14 protein-coding genes are annotated in these 23,808 nt (G+C 71.4%); 9 read left to right on the forward strand and 5 right to left on the reverse strand.

The features are described from left to right. Positions 1-50: 50 nt before the first annotated feature. The 5 genes from WMF36_RS14425 to WMF36_RS14445 all read right to left on the reverse strand — a co-directional run bounded on the left by WMF36_RS14425 (position 51) and on the right by WMF36_RS14445 (position 10,920). Positions 51-1,271 (reverse strand): hypothetical protein, encoded by a 1,221-nt coding sequence (locus WMF36_RS14425; RefSeq protein WP_437580173.1) that lies wholly within the window; start codon positions 1,269-1,271, stop codon positions 51-53. Continuing rightward, positions 1,268-2,857, reverse strand: a complete 1,590-nt coding sequence (locus WMF36_RS14430; RefSeq protein ID WP_437580175.1) for a tryptophan halogenase family protein — start codon at positions 2,855-2,857, stop codon at positions 1,268-1,270. The genes WMF36_RS14425 and WMF36_RS14430 overlap by 4 nt, the downstream gene beginning before the upstream one ends. Continuing rightward, the gene (gene kynU, locus WMF36_RS14435; RefSeq protein WP_437580176.1) at positions 2,850-4,592 is read right to left on the reverse strand and encodes a kynureninase; all 1,743 of its coding nucleotides are present in this window, start codon (positions 4,590-4,592) and stop codon (positions 2,850-2,852) included. The genes WMF36_RS14430 and kynU overlap by 8 nt, the downstream gene beginning before the upstream one ends. A 566-nt stretch (positions 4,593-5,158) precedes the next feature. Next, positions 5,159-6,442 carry a patatin-like phospholipase family protein gene (locus WMF36_RS14440; RefSeq protein WP_437580177.1) on the reverse strand — a complete coding sequence of 428 codons (1,284 nt, stop codon included), beginning with the start codon at positions 6,440-6,442 and terminating at the stop codon, positions 5,159-5,161. After that, entirely contained in the window at positions 6,439-10,920 is a 4,482-nt protein-coding gene (locus tag WMF36_RS14445; RefSeq protein WP_437580178.1) for a serine/threonine-protein kinase, read from the reverse strand. The genes WMF36_RS14440 and WMF36_RS14445 overlap by 4 nt, the downstream gene beginning before the upstream one ends. A 472-nt stretch (positions 10,921-11,392) precedes the next feature. On the opposite strand from WMF36_RS14445, the gene WMF36_RS14450 reads away from it, so the two are divergent. The 9 genes from WMF36_RS14450 (at position 11,393) to ftsH (ending at position 23,430) form a co-directional block, all read left to right on the forward strand. Continuing rightward, positions 11,393-13,126 (forward strand): fumarate reductase/succinate dehydrogenase flavoprotein subunit, encoded by a 1,734-nt coding sequence (locus WMF36_RS14450; RefSeq protein ID WP_437580179.1) that lies wholly within the window; start codon positions 11,393-11,395, stop codon positions 13,124-13,126. 20 nt (positions 13,127-13,146) lie between these two features. Further along, a complete protein-coding gene (locus WMF36_RS14455) occupies positions 13,147-13,431 on the forward strand; it encodes a 4Fe-4S dicluster domain-containing protein (protein WP_437580180.1) in 285 nt (94 codons plus the stop codon). Between the two features lie 23 nt (positions 13,432-13,454). After that, complete coding sequence (locus WMF36_RS14460) at positions 13,455-14,429, forward strand: HEAT repeat domain-containing protein (RefSeq protein ID WP_437580181.1); 975 nt, start codon at positions 13,455-13,457, stop codon at positions 14,427-14,429. Between the two features lie 4 nt (positions 14,430-14,433). Continuing rightward, complete coding sequence (locus WMF36_RS14465) at positions 14,434-15,864, forward strand: ABC transporter substrate-binding protein (RefSeq protein WP_437580182.1); 1,431 nt, start codon at positions 14,434-14,436, stop codon at positions 15,862-15,864. Further along, a complete protein-coding gene (locus WMF36_RS14470; RefSeq protein WP_437580183.1) occupies positions 15,861-16,787 on the forward strand; it encodes an ABC transporter permease in 927 nt (308 codons plus the stop codon). The genes WMF36_RS14465 and WMF36_RS14470 overlap by 4 nt, the downstream gene beginning before the upstream one ends. After that, positions 16,784-17,629 carry an ABC transporter ATP-binding protein gene (locus tag WMF36_RS14475; protein ID WP_437580185.1) on the forward strand — a complete coding sequence of 282 codons (846 nt, stop codon included), beginning with the start codon at positions 16,784-16,786 and terminating at the stop codon, positions 17,627-17,629. The genes WMF36_RS14470 and WMF36_RS14475 overlap by 4 nt, the downstream gene beginning before the upstream one ends. A gap of 147 nt (positions 17,630-17,776) precedes the next feature. Beyond that, positions 17,777-18,202 carry a DoxX family protein gene (locus tag WMF36_RS14480; RefSeq protein WP_437580186.1) on the forward strand — a complete coding sequence of 142 codons (426 nt, stop codon included), beginning with the start codon at positions 17,777-17,779 and terminating at the stop codon, positions 18,200-18,202. A 230-nt stretch (positions 18,203-18,432) separates the two neighbouring features. Then, on the forward strand, positions 18,433-21,348 hold the full coding sequence (locus tag WMF36_RS14485; protein ID WP_437580187.1) for a PAS domain S-box protein: 2,916 nt from the start codon (positions 18,433-18,435) through the stop codon (positions 21,346-21,348). A gap of 354 nt (positions 21,349-21,702) precedes the next feature. Beyond that, entirely contained in the window at positions 21,703-23,430 is a 1,728-nt protein-coding gene (gene ftsH / locus WMF36_RS14490; RefSeq protein ID WP_437580188.1) for an ATP-dependent zinc metalloprotease FtsH, read from the forward strand. Positions 23,431-23,808 lie beyond the last annotated feature (378 nt).

The following is a 23,808-nucleotide window of genomic DNA, read 5'->3' on the forward strand; positions in this document are numbered from 1 at the left end:
AGGGGCGCCCGGAAGCTGTCGGTTCACACACGTCACACACGTCACACACGTCACGCACGCGCCGTCCGCGACGTGTCTGCACCGACGGCACGTCGGCGCGTGGCGTCGCACATCTCGTTCAAGAATTCCACGAGGCTGCTGCCGCCCGTGCCCTGAGCCTGCTTCTCGTCCGATTCCCGGAGGATATAGCGGACCGTGATCTCGGCGTGCACCTCCCGGACGCGGACGAGCGCGTTCACGCACGCGTCGTGCGCGTCGCACAGCGCGGGGTGGCTCGACGCGTGCTGGCGAACGAAACCCCGGAGCGAGGGGCCGCGCTCGACGACCTCGAGAAAGCGGCGGTGGCCCGGTAACATCGAGGCGCGCATCTTGAGGAGGAACGAGCGCACCCCGTCGGAGGGCGAGACCCCGAGGATCGCGTCAAAGAGCTGTAGCAGGGGGCTCTGGGCGCCGCTCGATCCGCCGAAGCGCCGTGGCGAGTCGTCGACCCCCGCGTAGATGACCCCCGGCTCGGGCCAGCCGCTCAGGAAGCGACGGAGCCGCCGGTAAAAGATGTAAGGATCACACTGCTCCGGCATGCGGGCGAGGAGCTCGCGGATATCGTTCAGGGCCGCTGTCATGACGTCGAGGGCGCGCGCCACCCCCTCCACGCGCCCGTTCGCGCAGCCGCACAGGGCTTGCACGATCGCCTGGATCGCGGGCGCGCACGCGGCGTCCATGGCCACAGCGATCCGGAAAAACCAGTGCTCGTCCATGCCCCCGTGGAACAGCTGCAGGATGGCGAGGTTCGACAGCGTGATGCCCGCGTCGTCCTCGAGGCGCCGGAAGTTCCAGAGCGTCATCGTGGCGTGGACCAGGGTCGGCGGCAGACCCTGGCGCTCCGAGAGCTCCCACAGCGGCACGGCGACGCTGCGCGGCAGGACAGTGGCTGGCTCTCTCCCACCCCAGACGTGCGCCGACGCCAGCATCGAGACGAGCAAGAGGCCGCGCCGGACCTGGCCGACGTCCTCGAGCCGGTCGAGCGGCAAGAGGGGCATTCGCTCCAGCGCCTTTCCGAGCTTCTCCGCCGAGAGGAGCGCGGGGAGGCTCGCGGCGATGCGCTCCCACGCATCGTATGCAGGCGGAAGCCGGACGACCGGATCCGTGGCAGGGAGATAGCCCCGCGCCGCATCCATGTCGAACGACGCGAGGTCGTCGAGCGCGCCCTCGTCGAACGGCGCCGCCGAGGGGGCCCCCTCCGCGGCGCTGGCCGGGTCCGTCGCGCCCCTCATTGGCCGTGTATCTGCCGGAGGAGCTGGTAGTTCGAGGGCAGCGTGGAGAGGAGGTGTCGCTGCTTCTGCGCCACCCTGGCGAAGACCGCCTCGGCCTCCGCGATCGACGCTGTCTTGTAGGTCAACGCCGGCATCGGGCGCTCCGGGAGGAAGCCCAGCCCGCCGAAGATGGCGTAGTAATTGCCGTTGGTCCAGAAGCTCCGGAACTCGGCCTCGAAGTTCCCATAATAGGTCGTCTCGTCCGTCACCGGCGCGTTCACCGGCATGCCCGCCCGGTAAAGCGCGATCTTCTCCTTGATGCCGTCTGTCAGGGCCAGCGACTTGTTGGCCCTCCAGAACGGCGTATCCGCGCGGGGAGAGAGGTAGAAGTGGGCCTGGATGAAATCCCGGGTGTCGTCGAACATCGTCTCGATCTCGCGATTGAAGCGATCGATGAGCACGGGATCGAAGTGCCTGTCGGGGAAGTGCTTTGCGAGCTGATAGATGGCGGCGTAGATGAAATAGATGCCGGTCGACTCCAGCGGCTCGAGGAAGCAGGAGGCGAGGCCGATGCTGACGCAGTTCTTCACCCACGCCCGCCGGTTCCTGCCGACGCGGAAGCGGATCCTGTTCAGCGGGGTCCGCTCGGGATCGAGGCCCCACAGCCTGCAGAGATCGAGCGCTGCCTCGTCCTCCCGGGAGAACTTGCTCGAGTAGACGTAGCCGGTGCCGAAGCGGGTCAGCATCGGGATCTTCCAGGTCCAGCCGGCGTTCATGGCGATGGCCGAGGTGTACGGCTCGATGCCGTGCCGCTCGTCGTCGTGCGGCACGGCGGTGGCCACGGCGCTGTCGCAGAGCAGGTGATCGTTCATGTCGATGAACGGCTCGCCCATGACCTTGTTGATCAAGGCACCCCTGAAGCCCGAGCAGTCGATGAACAGATCGCCCTCGAGGACCCTCCCGCCCTGGGTCACGAGGCTCGCGATGGCGCCGCCCGGGCCGAGGTTCACGCCCTCGAGCTCGTCCTCCACGAGCTCCACGCCCTGCCGCGTCGTGGCGAAGCGCCGGAGGAAGTCCGCGATCCGGTGCGCGTCGAAATGCCAGGCATATCGGGTCGCCCGCTGGCCGTCGAGCCAGCGCGGGGCGAGCTTCGCGTCCATGATCGGCGGCTCGGAGAAGCAGGCATAGTCGTACGGCTGGACCGGTTGTCCTCGTGACAGCTTATGGTACCAGTAATGCGACAAGGGGATGTGATCGTGCTCGGGCAGCAAGCCGAACTGGTGATAGAAGTGGTCCGACCTGCCGTCGAGGGGCCTGGACGTCGCGGCGCCTTCGCCGGGGGTGCGCCAGTTGATGAACTTGACCGCCATCTTGAAGGCGGCATTGCATTCGCGCATCCACTCGTCCTCGGCGAGGCCGAGATAGTCGAAGAAGGTCTTTTGCAGGTTGGGGATGGTGGCCTCGCCGACGCCGATCCTGGGGATGGACGGGGCCGTCAACACGGTGATCCGCACGCTGCCCTGGAGGGCTTTGCCGAGGTATGCGGCCGCCATCCATCCGGCGGTCCCTCCACCGAGGATGACGACGTCTTTGATGCGATTATCCATGGTCAAGAACCATCCCCTTCTCCAGCGCGTGCCCCAGCCGGCAGACGTCCTCGAAGCTGCTATACAGCGGCGCGACAGCGATCCGCACCACGTCCGGCGCCCGTGTGCCCACGAGGACCCCGTGGCTCCACAGTCCCCGCGAGATCTCGGCGGGGCTCTTCCCGCGCACGCGCAGCGAGATCTGCCCGCCTCGAGCTTCCCGCGGCGTGATCACCTCCACCCGCTCCCGCGGCAGCCCGTCCACGTGGGCGAGGAGCTCCGCGACCAGCGCTTCGCGCTTCTCGACCAGCCGCTCCATCCCGGCCTCCTCGAACGGCTGCAGCGCCCCTGCCAGCGTGGCGATGCTGGCGATCGGCGGCCCGCTCTGCCGGAAGCCCCACGCGCCGACCTCGGGCTCGAAGGGGTCCGGCATGGCCAGGCGCGCCTCCCTCCGCTGCCCCCACCAGCCCGAGAGACGCGGCAGCCGCGTGTCCCGCCCGTGACGCTCATGCACGAAGAGGCCGGCGACGCCGCCGGGATCGGCGTTCAGGTACTTGTAATGGCACCACACGGCGAAATCGACGTCCGAGTCGTGCAATCTCAGCGCCACGTTGCCGATCGCGTGCGCCAGATCCGCCCCGACGAGGCAACCGGCTGCGTGGGCGGCTCGCGTGATCGGCTCGAGATCATAGGCCTGTCCGCTGAAGTGATTCACGCCGCCCAGCAGGACGAGCGCGATCTCGTGGCCGTGCGCCGCGATGTGCGCGACGACGTCCTCGGTGGTCGCGTACGATTGCCCTGCTGGCACGGGGATCTCGCGCACGCTCGCCGCCGGATCGACGCCAGCGAGCCTCGCGTGCGAGGCGACGACGTAGCGGTCGGACGGGAATGCATCGGGCTCGAGCAGGATGGCGTGACGTCCGGGCGTCGGACGGTAGAAGCTGCGCATCAGGAGGTGCAGGTTCGCGGTGACGCTGCCCATCACGGCCACCTCCTCGGGCGCGGCGCCCACGATGGGCGCGAGCCTGCGGGCGAGCAGCTCGTCCGCGTCCAGCCACCTCGGCGTCGCGTCGAAATACGCTCGGAAGCCGAGGTCGCGCCACTGGTCGAGCGCCCCCGCGAGCGCCGACTCCGCGTCCCTGGAGAGCAGCCCCAGCCCATTGCCGCAGAAATAAGCCGCCCCCACGCCGTCCGGCCCCGGCGGCCGATGAAAGCGCCCCCGCAGCGCGGCGAGCGGATCCTCCGCGTCGCGACGGCGCGCGGCTTCGAGGCGCTCGCGCCACGCGGGGCTCGCCAGCGCCTCACGCGCGAGCGAATGCGCGGGCTCCGCGCTCGCCGGCCCCGGGGAGCTCGTCGTGAAGACGGCTGGGCCCTCCACGAGCCGCTTCAGCAGGGCGAGCTCCTCCTCCATCTCGCGCTTCATCGCCGCGAAGCGCTCGTCCGAGATCCCCGGCCTCTGGAAGAAGGTGTAAAGAAAGACGGCCCCGCCCTCCGCCGGCATCACCCGCGTCGGCGAATAGCGCCACGCGCCGTCGGCTCCAAGGTGGCCGAAATCCACGACGCCCAGGGCGCGGTCGGCGCGCATGGCGAAGCGCACCTCGCCGCGCGGGGTCGCGGCCCAGAGGGCGGCCCCGTCGGCGCGCACGCTCGAGCAGAAATGGACCCCCCAGCGGGGGATCTGCGCCGGGTCGGAGACCACCCCGAAGACACGCTCCGCCGAAGCTGCGATGAAGACCGAATGTGTGCTGCTGTGCATGGGGAAGATTCACTCTTGGAGTGACAACAAGCCCACTGGCCGCAGTGATCGATACGCCCAGAGCATATCATACGTGCTCGAGCGCCTCGGTAAATAAAATGTATTTCCTTTCCATGAGGCGAGCTTCGCCAGGCGCGCGGCGATGTGCTTCGCGTCTCTGCATCTCCGCGTCTCTGCGTCTCTGCGTCAGTTACGAGAGCCCGACGGGCTGCGGTCAACTCGTCCTTGATGGCCTGTTCACGCACACCACCGGCGAGGTGTGGAGTGGGTCGACGAACACCCGCGCTGGGCGCCGCGCTTCTCCCCGGTCACGCGTCTTGCGACGAGGATAGTCCCTCGGAGACCGTGTTCGTGGCGCGGCGCGGGGCGCGGCCTCCCGCGCAGCCGGGGACGCGCCTGGCTAGAGCGACAAACGGGTTGAAATCCCGAAAAAAAGCAGGAATTTCACAGGGAGGCGAGGAGGCGGGGAGCGAGAGACGGCGAGAGGGAGAGATTCTTTTTTTCTTCCTCCTCCCCGCCTCCTCGCCTCCCTGTGAAAATTCTCCGGGTTTCACATGATTGGTGTTCTAGGCTCCGCCCGGCCCCACCGGCGGCGGAATCGACCACTCCGCGCTGTCCGAGAGCCTCGGCTCCGCCTCCTCCGCCGCGCTCCCGAAGAAATCCGCCACGTCGTGCCGCCTCGCCTCCGCGTCCGCCCGCCCGAGCTCGATCAGCTTCCGCGTGAACGACCCGTCGAACAGGAGATAGCTCGCGAGATCCGCGTCGTTCGCGGCCCCCACGTCCACCAGCGAGAGCAGCCGCCGCATCATCGCCGGCCCGCCCTGCACCTTGCCCGCCCTCACGTGCTCCGCCGCGAGCCGGCCGAGATCCACGCTCGGCCGCACGACAAGGGTCTCCACCCGCCGGTACGGCAGCGCCCCGCGCTGCGCCGCCGCCGCGTTGATCGAGTGCAGGAAATCCGGGCCGAACGCCTGCTCGCCGTCCTCGATCATGTGGTTCACCCGCGTCATCACCTCGAAATCGGTCTGGATGTGGTCGAGCAGGAACGCGTTCAGCACCTTGCCGAGCACCAGCGCCATCCCCGGCGGCTTGCCGCTGTCCCCCGCGTCGATGCTCCGCACCTCCCGCGACAGGCCGATCGCCAGCACGTGCGTCGCCCCCAGCCGGAGCGCCGGCGCGATCGGCGTGTTCTGCCGCACGCCCCCGTCCATGTAGAGATCCCGGCCGATGCGCACCGGCGGGAACAGGATCGGGATCGCCGCCGACGCGAGCGCGTGCGGCGGGCCGATCAGCGCGCCGCGGATGATCGTCCGCGGGGGCGCCGTCGTCGGCAGCGCGCCGTCCGGGCCGGTCTGCATGAAGATGACCGTGCGGCCCGTCCCGATCTCGGTCGCCGACACGCTGACCGCCGAGAGGTGGCCGTGGCGCAGCGTGCGCGCGATCGCGCGCCACGGGATCTCGCGCTCGACGAGCCTCTGCATCGGCGAGACGTCGAACAGGCCCACGCCCTCCGAGCCGCCGCCGAACATGAGCTTCGGCAGGGAGATCGCCTGCCGGACCCCGAAGCCGAGCACCGTCTCGAGCTTCAGCTGCGTCCACAGGTTGACGAGCCGCCGCACGCCCAGCGTCGGATCGTCGAGGTGCGCCGCGAGGTAGCACGCGTTCACCGCCCCGACCGACGTCCCGCACAGGATGTCGATGCGCGGCGGCGCCCCGCGGAGCCGGGCGAACGCGTCGAGCACGTACGACATCACCCCGACCTCGTACGCGCCCCGGGCGCCGCCGCCCGAGAGGATCACCGCGACCTTGCGCCGCGGCTTCGTCCCTGTCCTTCCGCCGGTGCCGCTCATGCCATCTCCCCGCGGCGGAGCGGGTCCAGCCCCGCCGCCGGACCCTCAGCCTCCGCGGCGAGGATGCGCCGCACCACCGTGCGCTCCAGGAACAGCGCCCGGAGCCGCGCGTCGCGGATGTAGCTCGCCACCTTCCGCACGTGCATCCCGGCGCGGTGGTACGCGTCCCCGGCGCTCGCCGGCGCGCCCTTCTGCAGCGCCTCGCAGCAGAGGTCGCGCACCTCGATGCCGTACTCCGAGCTGCCCGCCTCGACCGCGCCGAGCGCCGTCCGGGCGAGCAGCACCCCCGAGTGCACCTCGCCCGCGTCCACCCGCGCCCCCGCCTCGATGGCCGTCGCGTACGCGTGGTAGCTCATCAGCCCCTGCGACTCGGCGAGCTGCCGCGCCTCCGAGGCGTTCGCGATCGCGCCCTGGACGTCGCCCTGCACCTTCGCGAGGAGGCCGCGCACGTTGCGCTCGTGGATCATGTCGTAGACGCTGCCGGTCACCGCGATGAGCGCGCCCGCATCGGCGCAGAGGGTGTGCGCGGCGTCGAGGTCGCCCGCTTCGAGGAGGATCCCCGCCGAGCAGAGGAGCGTGTCGGCCCGCGCGTCCTGATCGTCATAGCGCTCGTGCGCCTCCCGCGCCCGCTTCATGTAAGCGAGGCTGCGCAAGATGTCCCCCAGCTTGGCGTACGCGTGGCCGATGTTGCTCAGCGTCTTCGCGATCTGGAACCGACCCCCGATCGCGAGATCGATGGAGATCGACGAGAGCCCGACCGCGATCGCGTCCTCGAAGCGCTCGAGCACGAACATCGCCACCGCGAGCGAGTTCTTCGCGCGGGCCTCGCTGCGGCGCGCCCCCACGGCGCGGAACACCGCGATCGCCTCGGCGTAGGCCTCGACCGCCTCCTGTACGCGGCCGACCCGGCGCAGCAGCACCCCCTTCGTGCGCAGCACCTCCGCGCGCGCCCGCGGCGTCAGCCCGCCCATCTGCGTCACCCGGAGGGCCCGGTCGGCCGCGCTGATCGCGCCCTGGACGTCGCCGAGCTCGCGCAGCACCTCCGACAGGATCGTGAGCGCCTCGACCTCGAGCGCGGGGCGGCGCGCGATGCGCGCGATCTCGGCGGCCCGCTGCGCCACCGGCAGGCCGCGGGCGAGGTGGCCGTCGTCGAGGTCGAGCCGCGCGGTGCGCACGAGCGCGAGCGCCGCCCAGCGCGCCTGGCCGCTCTCCTTCGCGAGCTGGCGCAGCGCCGCGAGGTGCTTCCTCCGCTCGCGGCGGCGGCCGAGGTGGCGGAAGATCGCCTCCAGCGCCTCGTGCGCGATCATCACGCGGGTGTCGCCGGTCGGCAGGAGCGCCAGCGCGCGCTCGTAGTACCGGCGCGACAGCTGCGCCTGGTGTCCGGCGCGCGCGGCCCGCGCCGCGTCGAGGTAGAGCTCGGCCGCCGGCCCGGGCGCCTCGCCGCGCGCGAGGTGCTGCGCCACGATCGCGGCCGAGAGCCCCTGCGCGAGCGGCGTCGTCGAGAGGTGCTCGCCGAGCCGCCGGTGCATGCGCACGCGGCTCGGGCCGTCGAGCGCGAGGTAGGCGACGTCGCGCGCGAGCGGGTGCCGGAAGTCCACCGCCCCGGCGCGGCGATCGCACAGGCCGCGGGCGCAGAGGCGCGTCACGGCCTCGTCGTCGGCGAGCCGCGTCAGGTTCATGATGTCGTCCTTGAGCAGCGGGCCCCCCGCGACCGCCAGCCAGTTCACGACGTCGTGCTCCGCGGGCGGCAGCTCGCGCAGGCGATCGCCGATGAGCTGCTCCAGCGTCGAGGGGAGCGGCTCGCCGCGGTCCCCGGTCCGGTCGTGGCGGACGAGCTCGTGCCGCCCGTCCGGGTGCTCGACGATCTCGAGCGTGCCCCGCTCGAGGAGCGCGTCGACCATCTCGAGCAGGAAGAACGGGTTGCCGGCGACGCGCGGCACGAGCTCGCCGCAGACGGTCGCCACGCCCTCGCGCACGCCGAGCCGCGCCTCCACGAGGCGCATCTGCTCCTCGGCGCTGAGGCCGCGGAGCTCGATCCGCACGAGCCCCTCGATGAACGGGGTCACGCGCTCCTCGGGGCGGGTGAGGAGCAGCACGAGGATCGGGAGCCGCTCCGAGCGCTGCTTCAGGAGCTCCGAGATGAGCTCCAGGCTCGGGCGATCGGCCCACTGGAGGCCGTCGATGACGACGACGAGCGGCTGGTGGCGCGCCAGCGAGCCGAGCAGGTACTTCACGCCGCGCACCACCACGTCGCGGCCGTAGGCCGTGGCGTCCTCCTCGGGGTGGTCGAGCTGCTTGCCCGTGACGAGCTCGGCGAGGCGCGTGACGATGCGCGCCCCGAGCGGCGAGCGGGCGATGGGCCCGAGCAGCGCGCGGATCACGTGGGCGGCGTCGTCGATCGAGTGGTCGAGCCCCATCCCGGTGACGTCGCGGAGCACGTCGCAGACCGTGGCGAGCGGCAGCTCGCTCTTCACCGGCGAGCACTCGACGTGGAGCACGCGCGCCTCGCCGGGGAGCTCCGAGAGGAACGTCGAGATGAGCGCGCTCTTGCCGATGCCCATCTCGCCGACGAGGACGCGCGCCACCGACTGGCCCCGGAGCGCGCCGCCCAGCGGGCTCGGCGGCTTGCTCTGCCTGCTCGGCGGCGGCGGCTTGCTCTGCCTGCTCGGCGGCGGCGGCGGCTCGCTCTCGCCGTAGCGCGGCGACGGCGGCTCGGCGAGCCCCTTCACGGGCGGCGAGACCGCGCGGTGGTAGGCGGCGTGCAGGTCGGCCCGCTCCGCGTCGCGCCCCACGAGGTCGTTCGGCGAGAGCGCGATCTCGGCCATCCGCTCCTCGCGGGTGAGCGGGCGCTGCAGCGCGTAGAGCCGCATCTGGTGCGGGACCTGGTAGCCGCCGGCGTCGTTGAGATCGAGCGACGGCGCGTCGCCCCAGCGGAAGTCGCGCCGGACGAGGCGGTAGACGCCGCCCGCGACCCAGGTCTTGCCGAACGGGGTGCGGCCGCCGAGGCGCTCGGCGAGGAAGTTCGCGGGCTCCTTGAGCGCGTGGTTGATGAGGTGCCCCTGCTCGTCGCGCTCGCCGTACGCGATGCCGCGGACGATGCCGATGGCGGCGCGGAGCTCGACGGGCAGGTCCTCCGACGCGCCCGCGAGCGCCTCGTGCACGTCGACCGCCAGCGAGGCGGAGTCGGCGGCGGCGCGCGAGGGGTTCGCGAGCAGCCCCACGACCGCGCGCGCGCTCGCGTGCGACTCCCAGGACCAGATCGCCCCGTGCTTGAAGGCGATCGCGTCGAGGGTGGTGCGGATCGAGCGCCCGCTGCGCCGGCCGGCGAGCCGCCCCTGCGCCCCGAGCAGCTCGTCCACGCCCTCGATGCGCATCGTCACCACGGCCACGTGGCGCACCTCGCGCACGACGCGCGGCGCGCCGGTGTTCTCGTGCTCGCCGCCCGTGCGCGCGGCCGGCACCGCCGCGAGCGTCTGCGGCTGCGCCACGGAGCCGTCGCCCTCGGCCGGCCCCTCCGCGCCGCCGGCGGCGTTCTCGCGCGCCTCCTGCTCGCGGTCGCGGCCGAGCAGGTGGGCCACGGTCTGCTCGACCGACGCGTTGTCGACGAGCTCCTGCTTCGCGAGCAGGACGCGCGCGATCGCCCCGGCCAGGTCGCGCGCGGTCTGGAAGCGGTCCTCGGGCGCCTGCGCCATGGCGCGCATCACGATCGCCTCGAGCTCCGCCGGGATGTCGCGCGCGTGCGTCGACGGGGGCTCGAAGAGGCCCTCCTTGACGGCCTGGAGCAGCGCCTCGTCATCGAGCTTGCCGTAGGGCGAGCGCATGGCGAGCAGCTCGTAGAGCACGACGCCGAGGGCGTAGATGTCGCTCCGCCGGTCGACGCGCTCGCCGCGCGCCTGCTCGGGCGACATGTACCCGAACTTGCCCTTCAGCACGCCGGGCTCCTCGCGGAAGAGGTTGGCGCTGGCGATGCCGAAGTCGGCGATCTTCACGACGCCCTCGAACGACAGCAGGATGTTCTGCGGCGAGACGTCGCGGTGGACGATGGCGAGCGGCATGCCGCCCTCGTCCCTGCGCTCGTGGGCGTAGTGCAGCCCCTTGGCCGCCTCGGAGACGACGAACGCCGACACGAGCGGCGGGATCCGCGACTCCTTCTGCTGGGCGGCGCGCATCAGCTTGCCGAGGTCGTAGCCCTCGACATATTCCATCGAGAGGAGCAGCCCGTCCTCGCCGTGGTCGGAGAACTCGTAGACCTGGACGATGTTCGGGTGGTTCAGGCGCGTCGCGAGGTGCGCCTCCTCGACGAACATCGCGCGGAAGCGCCGCGAGGCCCCGTGCGCGGGGAGGATCCGCTTGACGACGAGGAGCTTGTACGTCCCCTCGGCGCCGCGCTTCTTGGCGAGGAAGACCTCCGCCATGCCGCCAGCGCCCAGGCGGCGCTGGATCTCTAGGTCGGCGAGCTGGGACGGGTGCTTGGCCATGCAGCGAAGCGGCGCGCGGGCGCCGTGGCTGGAGGCGCCGGGCGCGGTGGATCGGGGGGGACCGATGAGAAGAAGGACCGCGCGCGGTTCCCCCGATCCATGGGAGGACTACGGGTTGACCCGCATGGTAGCGTCCCGCCCGCGTCTTCGGGGAGACAACCATGGTGGAAAGGCGAATCTTTCTGGGCGGGTCGGAGATCCGCAGGGGCGGTGAGCCCGCCTGCGCGCAGCGGCTCCTCGGCCGCGGCGCCGTCCACGATCGACCCTGAGTTTTCGCTTGCAAGGCGCCCTCACGCGGGCCCCCGGGCTGCTGCGGTCGGGCGAGGGCCACAAAGCGATTGCCCAGGGAGGCGTCGTCTGTTAAAACGGATGCTGCGTCCGTGATGGAAGACGCAGCGCGTCCGACCCCTGGCTGCCGGGCTGATCGGCGGCGGGGTCGTCGTGTGCGCGCTTGAAACCTCGAGGATTCGCAATGGACATTCGCGTGACAGAGGCGGACGTCGTCGTCGTGGGCGGCGGCAGCGCAGGCTCCACTGCAGCGGTGGAGGCGCAGCAGCGGTTGCCGCGGGGGAGGGTGGTGCTCCTCGAGAAGGCGCATATCAAGCGGAGCGGCGCGATCGCGATCGGCATGGACGGGCTGAACAACGCGATCATCCCCGGACATGCGACGCCCGAGCAGTACGTGAAGGAGATCACGGTGGCCAACGATGGCATCGTGAACCAGCGCGCCATCTATGAATATGCTCGGAACAGCTTCGCGATGATCCAGGAGCTCGACTCGTGGGGGGTCAAGTTCCAGAAGACGCGCTCTGGCGATTTCGACGTCAAGAAGGTCCACCACAACGGGAGCTACGTCCTCCCGATGCCCGAGGGCTACGATCTCAAGAAGATCCTTACGCGCATGGTGAAGCGCGCCGGGGTGCGGGTCATCAACCGCGTCATGGCCACACGGATCCTCGTGGCCGACGGGCAGGTCGCCGGCGTGATGGGCTTTGACACCCGCGAGGGCCACATCGAGGTCATCAAGGCCAGGGCGGTCATCCTCTGCTGCGGCGCCTCCGGGCGGCTCGGGCTGCCGTCGTCCGGCTATCTCCACGGGACCTACGAGAACCCCTCGAACGCCGGAGACGGCTACTCGATGGCCTACCACGCGGGCGCCGAGCTCTCGGGCATCGAGTGCTTCCAGATCAACCCGCTCATCAAGGACTACAACGGTCCGGCGTGCGCCTACGTGACCGGTCCCCTCGGCGGACACACGGTGAACGCGCGGGGGCACCGCTTCATCGAGAGCGATTACTGGAGCGGGCAGATGATGCTCGAGTTCTACCGGGAGCTCCACTCCGCGAACGGCCCTGTGTACCTCAAGCTGACCCACCTCGCCCCGGAGACGATCACCGAGGTCGAGCGGGTGCTCCACCAGACGGAGCGGCCGAGCCGCGGTCGCTTCCACGAGGGGAGGGGGCACAGCTACGGGAGCGATCTCGTCGAGATGCACATCTCCGAGATCGGCCTGTGCAGCGGCCACAGCGCGTCGGGGGTCTGGGTGAACGAGAAGGGCGAGACCACCGTGCCCGGGCTCTACGCCGCCGGCGACATGGCGTGCGTGCCGCACAACTACCTCCTCGGCGCGCTCACCTACGGGAAGATCTGCGCCCAGAGCGCCCTCGACTACCTCGATCGCGCGCCCGCGGTCGAGCCGCTCCCCGCCGCGGTCGACGCCGAGCGCGAGCGCATCCTCGCCCCGCTCTCGCGCAGGAGCGGGGTGGCGCCCCACCAGTACGAATACAAGGTGCGGCGCCTCGTGAACGACTACCTGCAGCCGCCCAAGACGGGGAACCGGATGGCGCTCGGGCTCGAGTACTTCCTGCGGGCGAAGGACGAGCTCGAGGAGGTCACGGCGACGAGCCCCCACGAGCTCATGCGGGTGATGGAGTGCCACTTCATCCGCGACTGCGCGGAGATGGCCGCGCGCGCCTCGCTGTACCGGACCGAGAGCCGCTGGGGCCTCTACCATTACCGGCTCGATTTCCCCGAGATGGACGACCGCAGCTGGTTCGTCCACGTCAACCTGAAGAAGGGCGATGACGGCGAGATGGTCGCCTTCAAGAGGCCCGTCGATCCCTATCTCTTCCCGATCGACGACGGCGAGCTCAAGACTTACCGCCAGATGCGCATTCCGGCCGAAGAGCAGCGCGCGCCGCTCTGACGAGCAACGAGGTTCAATCGATGGCTCACCTTCTCAACCGCGAATCCGTCAAGGCGCAGCGCGCCAGGACCGTGGGGCACGCCGAGGCCGCCGTCCGGCTCGATCTGCCGGTCGTGATCGACGAGGCGTCCTGCATCAAGGGCTGCCGCATCTGCATCGAATCGTGTCCGGTCGACTGCCTCGCCATCGATCCAGAGACGAAGAAGGCGCGCATGGCCTACGACGAGTGCTGGTATTGCCTCGCGTGCGAGATCGATTGCCCCAAAGAGGCCATCACCGTGAAGATCCCCTTTCTCATCCGGTAGCGTCCTGGAGGCGGAGAGACGATATGACACAGCCTTCGCTCGCACAGGAGCTCGTGAGCGTCCTCAGGGATCCAGACCCTGGCGCGCGCCAGCTCGCGCTGACGCAGATCGAGGACCTCTCGGATCCGGAGATCCTCCACCCGCTCATCGAGGCCGTCCGCGACGGGGACCCGACGGTGCGGGCGCTCGCGCTGGGGCACCTCGAGGACCTCGGCGACCCCCGCGCGGTGCCCGCCATCCTCCAGGCGCTCGACGACGAGGAGACCCACGTGCGCGAGGCGGCCGCCACGGCGCTCCGCGAGCTCCGCGCGACGGACGCCGCCATGGACCTGATTGATGCGATGCGTCATGATGACCCGTTCGTGCGGATGTCGGTGATCGTGGCGCTCCGCGAGCTCCGCGATCCGCGGGCGCTGGAGCACCTCGAGGGTGCGCTGCTCGATCCTGCGCCCGAGGTGCGGCGCGAGGCGGTCGTCGCCCTGGCCTACCTGCGGCGGCCCGAGACGGCGGCTGCCCTCCGCGGCAGCCTGCGCGACCCCGACGCGCGGGTGCGGCAGGTCGCGATCGGCGCGCTCGAGTCGCTCGGCGCGGCGGCGCAGGTCCAGGACTTCGTCGGGCTGCTCTCCGACCCCGACTGGCGGGTCCGCGTCGAGGCCGCCATCGTGCTCGGCCGCTCGGCGCACGGCCTCGCCGCGCCGCACCTCCGGAGCGCGCTCGAGGACGGCGCCTGGCAGGTCCGGAAGGAGGCGGCGCTCGCGCTCGGGCGGCTCCGGGCCGCCTCGGCCACGCCGGATCTCGTCGCGCTGCTCGGGAGCGACCTCCCGGATCTGCGCAAGGCCGCCGCGCAGGCGCTCGGCGAGCTCGCGGCGGCGGCCGCCGAGGCGCCGCTCCAGCGGCTGCTGGGCGACACCGACGCCGAGGTGCGGAAGGCGACGGCCCGCGCCCTCGAGGCGATCCGGGCCGGGGCCGGACGACATGGAACCTTCGCGAGGGATTGAGTCGATGATCCAGGCAGCGCGCGTGCTCTTGCTCCTCGCGGCGATCCTCGTCGGCCTGTCGTGCACCCCGGACGCGAAGCGGACGATCCGCATCGCGATCGGGACGCAGGACACGACCATCAACTGCGCCACCGGCGGGCTCCTGATCCGGGAGCTCAAGCTGCTCGAGAAGCACCTGCCGAAGGACGGCAAGTACAGGGACGTCTCCTACGAGATCGAGTGGAAGGACTTCACCTCGGGGCCGCCGCTCACGACCGAGATGGTGGCCGGGAAGCTCGACATCGGCGGGATGGCCGACTTCCCCGGCGTGCTGAACGGCGTCGCCCATCAGAAGCAGGGGAGCCGCAGCCTCTACATCGCCACGCTCTCCGGCAGCGCGCTGGGGAGCGGCAACGGCATCGTCGTGCCGAGCGACGCCCCGGCCCAGGGCCTGAAGGACCTCAAGGGGAAGCAGATCTCCGTCCCGTTCGGCTCGTCCGCCCACGGCATGCTGCTCCGGGCGATCCGCGATCTCGGCTGGGATCCGGAGAAGGACGTGACGCTCGTGTCGCAGTCCCCGGAGGTCGGCGGCTCCTCGCTGAAGGCGAAGAAGATCGACGCGCACGCCGATTTCGTCCCGTTCGCGGAGCTGTTCCCCTTCCGCGGCTTCGCCCGGAAGATCTACGACGGCTCCAGCGTCAAGGTGCCGACGGCGCACGGCGTCCTGGTGCGCGCGGCGTACGCGGAGGAGCACCCGGAGATCGTCGTGGCCTTCCTCAAGGCGGCGCTCGAGGCGGACCGCCTGTTCGCGGAGGAGCCCGAGAAATACAGCGAGCTCATCGAGAAGGTGACCGGCGTGGACGCCGAGGTCGCCTACATGTTTCACGGGCCGCTCGGCATCCAGACGCGGGACTTCACGATCAAGCCCGAGGTCCGCCGCGCGCTCCAGGTGGCCGTGGACACGCTCACGCTGCTCAAGCGCACGGACACGACCCTCGACGTGGGCGCGTTCGTGGACGACCGGTACATCCGGCGCGCGGCCCAGGAGCTCGGGCTCGACTACGAGGCGCGGCTCGCGAGCCACGCGAAGCTCCCGCTGTCCGGGAGCGACGCCCTGTCCGGCGGGCCGATCGTCGAGCCGGCGCTGGCCGCGCAGATCTGGGTCGGGGGCGAGCCGAAGGTGCGCGCGTACGGGAGCCCGGGCTCCGCGCTCGCCGCGCTGAAGCAGCTCACGGCCGAGGGCAAGGAGATCCGCGTCGTCTTCGTGCACGATCGCCTCAGCGGGGTGAAGCTCCTGGCCGATCGCGCGTGGTACGCGAGGGATCCCGGCGGGGGCCTCTCGGCGTTCCTGGCGAAGGAGGACGCCGAGCGATGGGCCGCGGAGAACGCCGCGGCGGTCGTCGACTTCGCGACCCTGCGGGGCGACGTCACGAAGCTCACGGCGGCGGCGCCATGACGATGCTCTCCGAGCGCAGCGCGCCGGCCGGGCCGGAGCTCGCCGGCCGCGCCGCCTTCGCGCCCGCGCCCGCGCTGGAGAGCGCGGCCCTGCGGCGCGCGTCCCCGGCGCCGGGCGGCGCGCTCCGCGAGCGGCGCCCGCGGCGCGACCTCGGCCGCGCCTGTCTGCGCGCCCTGTCCGTGGCCGCGTGCATCGGCCTCTGGCAGTGGGCGTCGACGTCGCGCGTGGACCTCGGCCTCGTCACGTTCGTCAACGTGCCCGCGCCGACGGAGGTCCTCGTCGCGGCCCGGGAGCTCTTCGGCTCGCCGAAGCTCTGGCGGCACCTCTGGAGCAGCGTGCTCCGCGTCCTCGCGGGCTTCGCCGTCGCGGGCGTCACGGGCGTCGCGCTCGGGCTCCTCATCGGCAGGTCGCGGCTCGCCGAGGACACGCTCCTCCCGCCGCTCGAGGTCCTGCGCCCCATCCCCGGCGTCGCCTGGCTCCCGCTCGCGATCCTGATGTTCCCGTCGGCCGAGCTGAGCATGATCTTCATCACGACCCTGGGGGCGCTGTTCCCGATCCTGCTCGCGACCATCCACGGCGTGGGGGCCCTCGATCCGCGGCTCATCGCGAGCTCCCGCAGCCTCGGCGCGCGCCCCTTCCGCCTCTTCCTCGAGGTGATCTTGCCGGGCGCGCTGCCCAGCATCCTCACGGGGATGAGCATCGGCATGGGCACGTCCTGGTTCTGCCTCGTGACCGCCGAGATGATCGGGGGCCAGTACGGCATCGGCTACTTCACCTGGGAGTCGTACAACTTGCAGCGCTACCCGGACATCGTCCTCGGCATGCTGCTCATCGGCCTGATGGGCATGCTCAGCAGCGCGCTCGTCCAGCGGATCGGCGCGTGGCTCACCCCCTGGCACCGGCCGGAGGAGAAGGGCCGATGACGTCCGCCGCGCGCGCGCCGCGCCGGGAGAGCCCGGGGGGTGCCGTCGAGATCCGCGGCCTGTCCGTGGCGCTGGGGACGGGCTCCCGCCGCGTCGAGGCGGTGCGGGATCTCGATCTGACCGTCGAGCGTGGCGAGCTCGTGAGCCTGCTCGGCCCCTCCGGATGCGGCAAGTCGACGATCCTGAACGCCGTCGCCGGGTACGTGGCGCCGGAGCGCGGCAGCATCGCGGTCGGCGGCGAGCGGGTCGAGGCGCCCGGGCCGGAGCGCGGCATGGTCTTTCAGCAGTGCTCGCTGCTCCCCTGGAAGACGGTGCTGAACAACGTCGGCTTCGGCCTCAAGATGCGCGGCGTCCCGGAGCGCGAGCGCCGGGAGGCGTCCCGGCGGCTGCTCGAGCTCGTCGGGCTGTCGGGGTTCGAGGACGCCTATCCGGCGCAGCTCTCCGGCGGCATGCAGCAGCGGGTCGAGATCGCGCGCGTCCTGATCGCGGAGCCGCGCGTCGTGCTGATGGACGAGCCGTTCAGCGCGCTCGACGCCCAGACCCGGCTCTCGATGCAGGCGCTGCTCCTCGACGTCATCCGTCACGTGCGCACGACGGTGCTGTTCGTCACGCACGACATCGACGAGGCGATCTTCCTGTCCGACCGCATCGCCCTCATGACCCGCCGGCCGTGCCGCGTCGGCGCGCAGATCGCGGTGCCGTTCGAGCGGCCGAGGAGCGCCGCGATCGTGGGATCGAGCGAGTTCGCCGCGATCAAGCGGCGGTGCCTCGACGCCCTCGGCGACGGGCGAGCGAGCGCCGCGGCCCCCGCGCGCGGGCGCGAACAGCACACCGGCGCTTGAAGCGCGGACCGGGCGCGCCGGCTCGCCCGGCCCGGCCAGCGGGGATCCGGGCGCGACGCCCCGGATCGCGGCGCGTCGAGTTCCGGTGAGCGCGCTTGATGTTCCCTGCGTTTTTCCTTACTAACGAGCCGAGAGGAGTGTTCCCCGATGCTCAAGAGATTCCTGCGGGTGACCGACGTGCCGTTCTCGGCCTCGGCCGCGCTGCTCGTGCTTCGCGTCGTCACCGGCATCGCGTTCATCTTTCACGGCTGGGGGAAGATCCAGGCCCCTTTCAGCTGGATGGGGCCCACCGCGCCCGTTCCGGGATTCCTGCAGGCGCTGGCCGCGATCGCCGAGGTCGGCGGAGGCCTCGCCTGGATCCTCGGCCTCCTGACGCCGCTCGCGTCGCTGGGCATCGCCGCCACGATGGCGGTCGCGGTCGCGACGCACGTGATGCGCGGTGATCCGTTCTTCGCGATGGGCGGCTCCTCCTACGAGGTGGCGGCGGTCTACCTCTCCATCTCCCTCGTGCTCCTCCTCGTCGGGCCGGGGAGGCTCTCCGCCGACGCCGCGATCTTCGGGACGAAGCGCTGAGCTCCTCCGCGCGCCCTCGCTCGATCGACCGCGCGAGGGCGTCGCCGACCGAGCTCGGGCGGCAGATCTGAGCCTCGCCGCCTGCTCCGTCCGGCCCGGCGCAGGAGGCCGACATACCCTGGAGCGCGCGGTTCCATCCAGAGCGGACAGTGAGCGCCCGGCCTATTTTGCGCCTGGGGAACCGCGCCGCGCCGATGCCCTCGGTACTATGGTGTGGCCGGGAGGGCACCATGAGAGACGGCGGGGCGACGGCGCCTTTGAAGGGCGCGCCGCGCGGTGTTGCCATCGCGGCAGCCTGCTCGTTCGCCCTTGGGGGCTCGGCCCTGCTCGGCTGGTGGATCCAGGCGACCCCCCTTATTTCCATCGTGGAAGGCCTGCCGAGCTTGGTGCCCAACACCGCGATCGCCCTCGTCCTCGCGGGGGTGTCGCTCTGGGCGCTGGGCGCGCGGGAGCGTCCGGCGCCGCTCCGCCGGCTCGGACAGGTGTGCGCCGCTTTCGTCATCGCGTACGGCGTCGTGGTCGTCGCGCAGTACGTCTTCGGGTGGGATCTCGGCCTCGACCGCCTGCTGTTCCCGGCGCGCGTGGAGTCCTCGATCAAGTTCCCCGGCAGGCCCCCGCCGAACACCGCGCTCTGCTGTGTCCTGATCGGCTCGGCGCTCCTCTCGCTGCCCGTGAAGACGCGGCGGGCCTGCTGGCTCTCGGACGGCGGCGCGCTCTCGGCCGCGGCGCTCGCGCTGACCGCGTTGACCGGTTACGTGTTCGGCGTCGGCTACGCTTACGGGCTGCCGCCGCTGTTCCCGTTCACGGGCATGGCGCTCCACGCCGCGATCGCCTTCCTCGCGCTCTGCGCCGGGCTCTTCATGGCGCGGCCGGATTGCGGGGCGTTCGCCGCGCTGACGGCCAGCGGGCCCGGAGGCGTCCTGTTGCGGCGCTTCCTGCCCTTCGTCGTCCTGGCACCGCTCGTGATCGGCCGTCTCTTCCTGATCGGCGCCGATCTCGGGGCCTACCCCCTCGCGGCGTCGTTCTCGCTCTCCTCGGCCATCACGACGCTCCTGCTCGGGGCCCTGCTCTGGGTCAGCGCGGCGCGCCTGGACCTGCTCGACGAGGCGCGGCGCCGGGCCGAGGAGGCGCGCGCCTTCCTCGCGACCCTCACGCACTCCTCGGACGACGCCGTGATCGGCTCCGACCTCGACGGGACCATCCAGAGCTGGAACCCGGCCGCGGAGCGCCTGTACGGCTACAGCGCCGGGGAGGCGATCGGGCGCGCGGTGCTCGCCCTGTACCCGCCCGAGCGCGTCGAGGAAGCCAAGGAGAACCTGGCGCGCCTGCGCCTCGGCGAGCACCTCGATCACTTCGAGACCGCAGGCCTGACCAAGGACGGGAGGATCCTCGACATCGAGATCACGGTGTCGCCGATCGCGGGCGACGCGGGGCGTATCACCGGCTTCTCCGCGATCTGCCGCGACATCGCGCGCCGCAAGGCGATGGAGGCCGAGGTCGCGAGCGCCCACGAGACGGAGCGGCGCATCCGCTCGCAGATCGAGGCCGTCGGCGCCGCGAGCGCGGAGGTCTCGGAGGCGCTGGCGAGGCTGCCGCGCTCCGAGTCGGGGGTGCGCTCCGTGCTGGAGGTCATCACGCGGCACGCGAAGGAGATCTCGGGCGCCGACTACGCGGCGCTCGGCATCGGAGAGGACTGCGGGCGGCCGTTCGATGCCTGGGTCCCGAGCGGCGTCACCGCGGAGCAGATCGCGCGGATCGGCGCCCTCCCGCGCCCCATCGGCGTCCTCGGCGCGGTGGCCCGCGGCGGTCGGTCGATCCGGCTCGACGATGTCCGCGCGCACCCCGAGTTCACCGGGCTACCGCCGCACCACCACCCGATCGAGGCGTTTCTCGGCGTGCCGCTCCGCTTTCACGGCCGGAGCGTGGGCAATCTTTATCTGGGCAAGCGCCCCGGCCGTCCGCCGTTCACCGAGGACGACGAGCGCGTCGCGGAGCTGCTCGCCGACCGGACCTGCGGCGCGATCGAGACCGCGCGCCTCTACCGGGTCGAGGCAAACGAGCGAAAGCGGCTCCACGCGGTCGTCGACCAGATGCCCGAGGCGGCGATCCTTGTCGACGCCGAGGGGCGGCTCATCACGTGCAACAGGCTCGCGCTCGAGTACGCGGCCTGTCGCGAGGGCGAGGTGGATTCCTGGGGCAATGCGGTGAGCTTCGAACTCCGGTACCCCTCGGGGGAGCCCATGGACTGGCCCGAGCGCCCGCTGATCCGGGCCCTCAGGCGCGGGGAGGTCGTGACGAGCGCCGAGGCGCAGATGCGCCGCGCCGCCGACGGCGCCGTCGTCCCGGTGCTGGTCAACGCCGCGCCGGTGCGCTCGGACGACGGCGAGCTCCAGGGCGCCGTCGCCGTCTTTCAGGACATCTCGGCGCTCAAGGAGATGGAACGGCAGCGCCAGGAGTGGGTAGGCGTCATCGCTCACGACCTCCGCCAGCCCATCCAGGTCATCGCGACCGCGAGCCAGCTCTTGCGCGTCCGGTCCGGCGAGCCGCTCGTCGCGGACGGCCAGAAGCAGCTCGGGAGGATCGCCTCGTCCGTCGAGCGGCTGCGCCGCATGATCGACGACCTCCTCGACGCCTCGCGCATCGAGGCGCGGCAGCTCGATCTGGAGCGTGTTCCGGTCGATCTCCGCGCGCAGCTCCAGGAGATCATCGACAGGTCGACCGCGGCGACCGCGGGCCACGCCGTGCGTCTGGAGCTGCAGGGCGACGTGCCCGCCGTCCTGGCGGACCCCGGGCGGCTCGAGCAGATCGTCACCAACCTGCTCTCCAACGCGGCCAAGTACGGCCAGCCGGAGCGCGACATCGTGGTCTCTGTCAGCGTCCACCAGGCCAGCGCGCAGGTCTGCGTGACCAACTGGGGCCGCGGCATCGCGGAAGCGTCTCTACCGCACCTGTTCAAGCGCTTCTGGCGGGCGGCCGAGGGCGATCCGCGCTGCGTCCGCGGCGTCGGTCTCGGCCTCTACATCACGAAGGGCCTCGTGGAGGCCCACGGCGGCAGCATCTCCGTCGAGAGCAGCCCCGGGGGGGCCACGACGACATTCCGCTTCTCGCTGCCGTTCGCGGGTGTCGTGCGCGCCGCCGGCGCGTAGCGCGTCCCCTGCCGGCTCCCCCTCGTCCCGGAGAGAGCGCCCGCGGCGAGCTCGTCAATTCGGGGTCAGCGAGCTCGGCAATTGCCCCTCAGGGGTGTGAAGGGAGTTTCGTTACCTCGATGTCCCTTCTCCACATTCCGTTTTTCGGCACCACCATCCTTTCGCAGTATTCTGCGCTCAGGCCGCTCAGAATGATCGCAGAAGGAACTTCCTGAGGTTCCTATCCTTGCTACACCTTAGATCCGCTCCGGCCCAATGCTGGGGTAGTGAGGTGGCGCAGCAGTGAATTCCTGGTTCTTGCACGTGGGTAGGCGGCTGGGGCCCGCGGGTCGCCGGCTTTGGGTACTCGGGATCATGGGGGTGGTGCTTGCGGTGACTCTCGCGCTCGCGCTCCGCGCGGCGCCGACGGAGCGCACGGCGACGTACACCGAGCTGCTCCAGATCGCGCAGGCGGGGCAGGCGACCGCGGTCGAGGTGAGCGGCGATCGCTTCTTCGTGCGCCAGGCGGGCGGCGTGATGGTGACCGCCGTCGTCGACGAGCCGACGCTCCGGCAGGAGCTCGTCTCGCGGTTCGTGGGCGCCGGCGCCTCGGTCGATTTCGTCTCCCGGGAGGAGCCGTCGCGCGCCGCGTCCGCCGTGCTGCCGGTGGTCGTCCTCGCCGCGGTCGGGTTCGCGCTCTTCACGGTGAGCCGGCGCCGCAGCCCGAAGGTTTTCTCCGACGCGAAGGCCGGGGTCGCGCGGTCGCCCGTGCGGTTCGCCGACGTCGCCGGGATGCACGAGGTCAAGCAGGAGCTCGCCGAGACGGTCGAGTTCCTGAAGTTCCCCGAGCGCTTCGCGCGCCTCGGCGGCCGGCCGCCGCGCGGCGTGCTGCTCACGGGCGAGCCGGGGACCGGCAAGACGCTGCTGGCGCGCGCCGTCGCGTGCGAGGCGGACGTGCGGTTCCTCTCGGCGTCCGGCTCGAGCTTCCAGGAGATGTTCGTCGGCGTCGGCGCCTCCCGCGTCCGCGCGCTCTTCGCCGAGGCGCGCAAGGCCGCCCCGTGCATCGTCTTCATCGACGAGATCGACGCCGTGGGGCGGGCGCGCGCCAAGGGGCACGGCGACTCCGCCTCCGCGGAGCACGACCAGACGCTGAACCAGCTGCTCGTCGAGATGGACGGGTTCGACCACGCGACCGGCATCGTGGTGATCGCGTCGACCAACCGCGCCGACATGCTCGATCCCGCGCTGCTCCGGCCGGGGCGCTTCGATCGCAAGGTCACCGTGCCGCTGCCCGACGTGCGCGGCCGCGAGGAGATCCTCAACGTCCACGCCGGTCCGATCCCGCTCGAGGGGGAGGTCGATCTCGGCACCATCGCCCGCAGCACGCCGGGCTTCTCGGGCGCCGACCTGGCCAACCTCCTGAACGAGGCGGCCATCCTCGCGGCCCGCGAGGGCGCCGACGCGGTGGACCCGACGCACATCGACCGCGCGCGCGACCGCGTGCTCATGGGGCTCGAGCGCAAGGGGGTGCTGGTCGACGAGGACGAGCGCTACGCGACCGCCGTGCACGAGGCCGGGCACGTCGCGGTCGGGCTGCTCGCGCCGAGCTGCGATCCGGTGCACAAGGTGTCGATCCTGCCGCGGGGCCGCGCGCTCGGCGTGACCCAGGCGCTGCCCGAGAAGGATCGGCTGATGTACCGGAGAGAGTACCTCGAGGATCAGATCTGCATGCTGATGGGCGGCCGCGCCGCCGAGATGGTCATCCTCGGGACGATGACGGCCGGCGCCTCGGACGACATCCAGCGCGCCGCGACGATCGCCTGGAAGATGGTCGCGGAGCTCGGCATGAGCCACCTCGGCCCCATCTGTGTCGGTGACGGGCACCCCGCGCGGAGCCCGGCCCTGCTCGACCGCGTCGACGAGACGGCGCGTGCGCTCACGGACGCCCAGCTCGCGCGCGCCGTCGAGATCGTGAAGTCCCGGCAGGGCGAGATCGACACGCTCGTCAAGGCGCTCCTCGAGAAGGAGACGCTCGGGATGGACGAGATCCAGGCCTGTTTCCCGGCCGATCGACGGCCGCGCGCTGCCCACCAGACCGCCTGAGGCCGCGCAGGCTCGAGGGCGCCGGGAAGGGAAGCCCCTTTCTGGCGTCCCCGGCGGCTCCAGCGATTCACCTCCGCACGGTCCGCTCATCCGCGCTCTGCCGGGCTCCCCTCTCCCCTCCACTCCAGCCCTCTCCCCCGTCACCGGTGCTCCTGGATCCGCCACGGAGGCTCCTGGATTGGCGGCGGGCTCACCAGACGCCCGCTGTCTCAGGCCTTCCGCGCGCAGAAGAGCTCGCCAGGGGGCCTATCGCGCCGGATTGAATGCGTCGCGGCGCTTCTGAACCATGGCGCGCTGCATCGTTCATTCCGTCCAGAGAGCGCAAATCTCCCCTTGCGATTGCCGGGCAAGCTGGTGAAGTGGCGCCACTTGCATGCA

This window comes from Sorangium sp. So ce887 (assembly GCF_051521455.1).
In the GTDB taxonomy this organism is placed as follows: Bacteria; Myxococcota_A; Polyangia; order Polyangiales; family Polyangiaceae; genus Sorangium.

Bases quoted from the DNA above. Each gene is read 5' to 3' on its own strand.
- WMF36_RS14425 (WP_437580173.1), bottom strand. From the start codon at position 1,271: ATGAGGGGCGCGACGGACCCGGCCAGCGCCGCGGAGGGGGCCCCCTCG.
- WMF36_RS14430 (WP_437580175.1), bottom strand. From the start codon at position 2,857: ATGGATAATCGCATCAAAGACGTCGTCATCCTCGGTGGAGGGACCGCC.
- kynU (WP_437580176.1), bottom strand. From the start codon at position 4,592: ATGCACAGCAGCACACATTCGGTCTTCATCGCAGCTTCGGCGGAGCGT.
- WMF36_RS14440 (WP_437580177.1), bottom strand. From the start codon at position 6,442: ATGAGCGGCACCGGCGGAAGGACAGGGACGAAGCCGCGGCGCAAGGTC.
- WMF36_RS14445 (WP_437580178.1), bottom strand. From the start codon at position 10,920: ATGGCCAAGCACCCGTCCCAGCTCGCCGACCTAGAGATCCAGCGCCGC.
- WMF36_RS14450 (WP_437580179.1), top strand. From the start codon at position 11,393: ATGGACATTCGCGTGACAGAGGCGGACGTCGTCGTCGTGGGCGGCGGC.
- WMF36_RS14455 (WP_437580180.1), top strand. From the start codon at position 13,147: ATGGCTCACCTTCTCAACCGCGAATCCGTCAAGGCGCAGCGCGCCAGG.
- WMF36_RS14460 (WP_437580181.1), top strand. From the start codon at position 13,455: ATGACACAGCCTTCGCTCGCACAGGAGCTCGTGAGCGTCCTCAGGGAT.
- WMF36_RS14465 (WP_437580182.1), top strand. From the start codon at position 14,434: ATGATCCAGGCAGCGCGCGTGCTCTTGCTCCTCGCGGCGATCCTCGTC.
- WMF36_RS14470 (WP_437580183.1), top strand. From the start codon at position 15,861: ATGACGATGCTCTCCGAGCGCAGCGCGCCGGCCGGGCCGGAGCTCGCC.
- WMF36_RS14475 (WP_437580185.1), top strand. From the start codon at position 16,784: ATGACGTCCGCCGCGCGCGCGCCGCGCCGGGAGAGCCCGGGGGGTGCC.
- WMF36_RS14480 (WP_437580186.1), top strand. From the start codon at position 17,777: ATGCTCAAGAGATTCCTGCGGGTGACCGACGTGCCGTTCTCGGCCTCG.
- WMF36_RS14485 (WP_437580187.1), top strand. From the start codon at position 18,433: ATGAGAGACGGCGGGGCGACGGCGCCTTTGAAGGGCGCGCCGCGCGGT.
- ftsH (WP_437580188.1), top strand. From the start codon at position 21,703: ATGGGGGTGGTGCTTGCGGTGACTCTCGCGCTCGCGCTCCGCGCGGCG.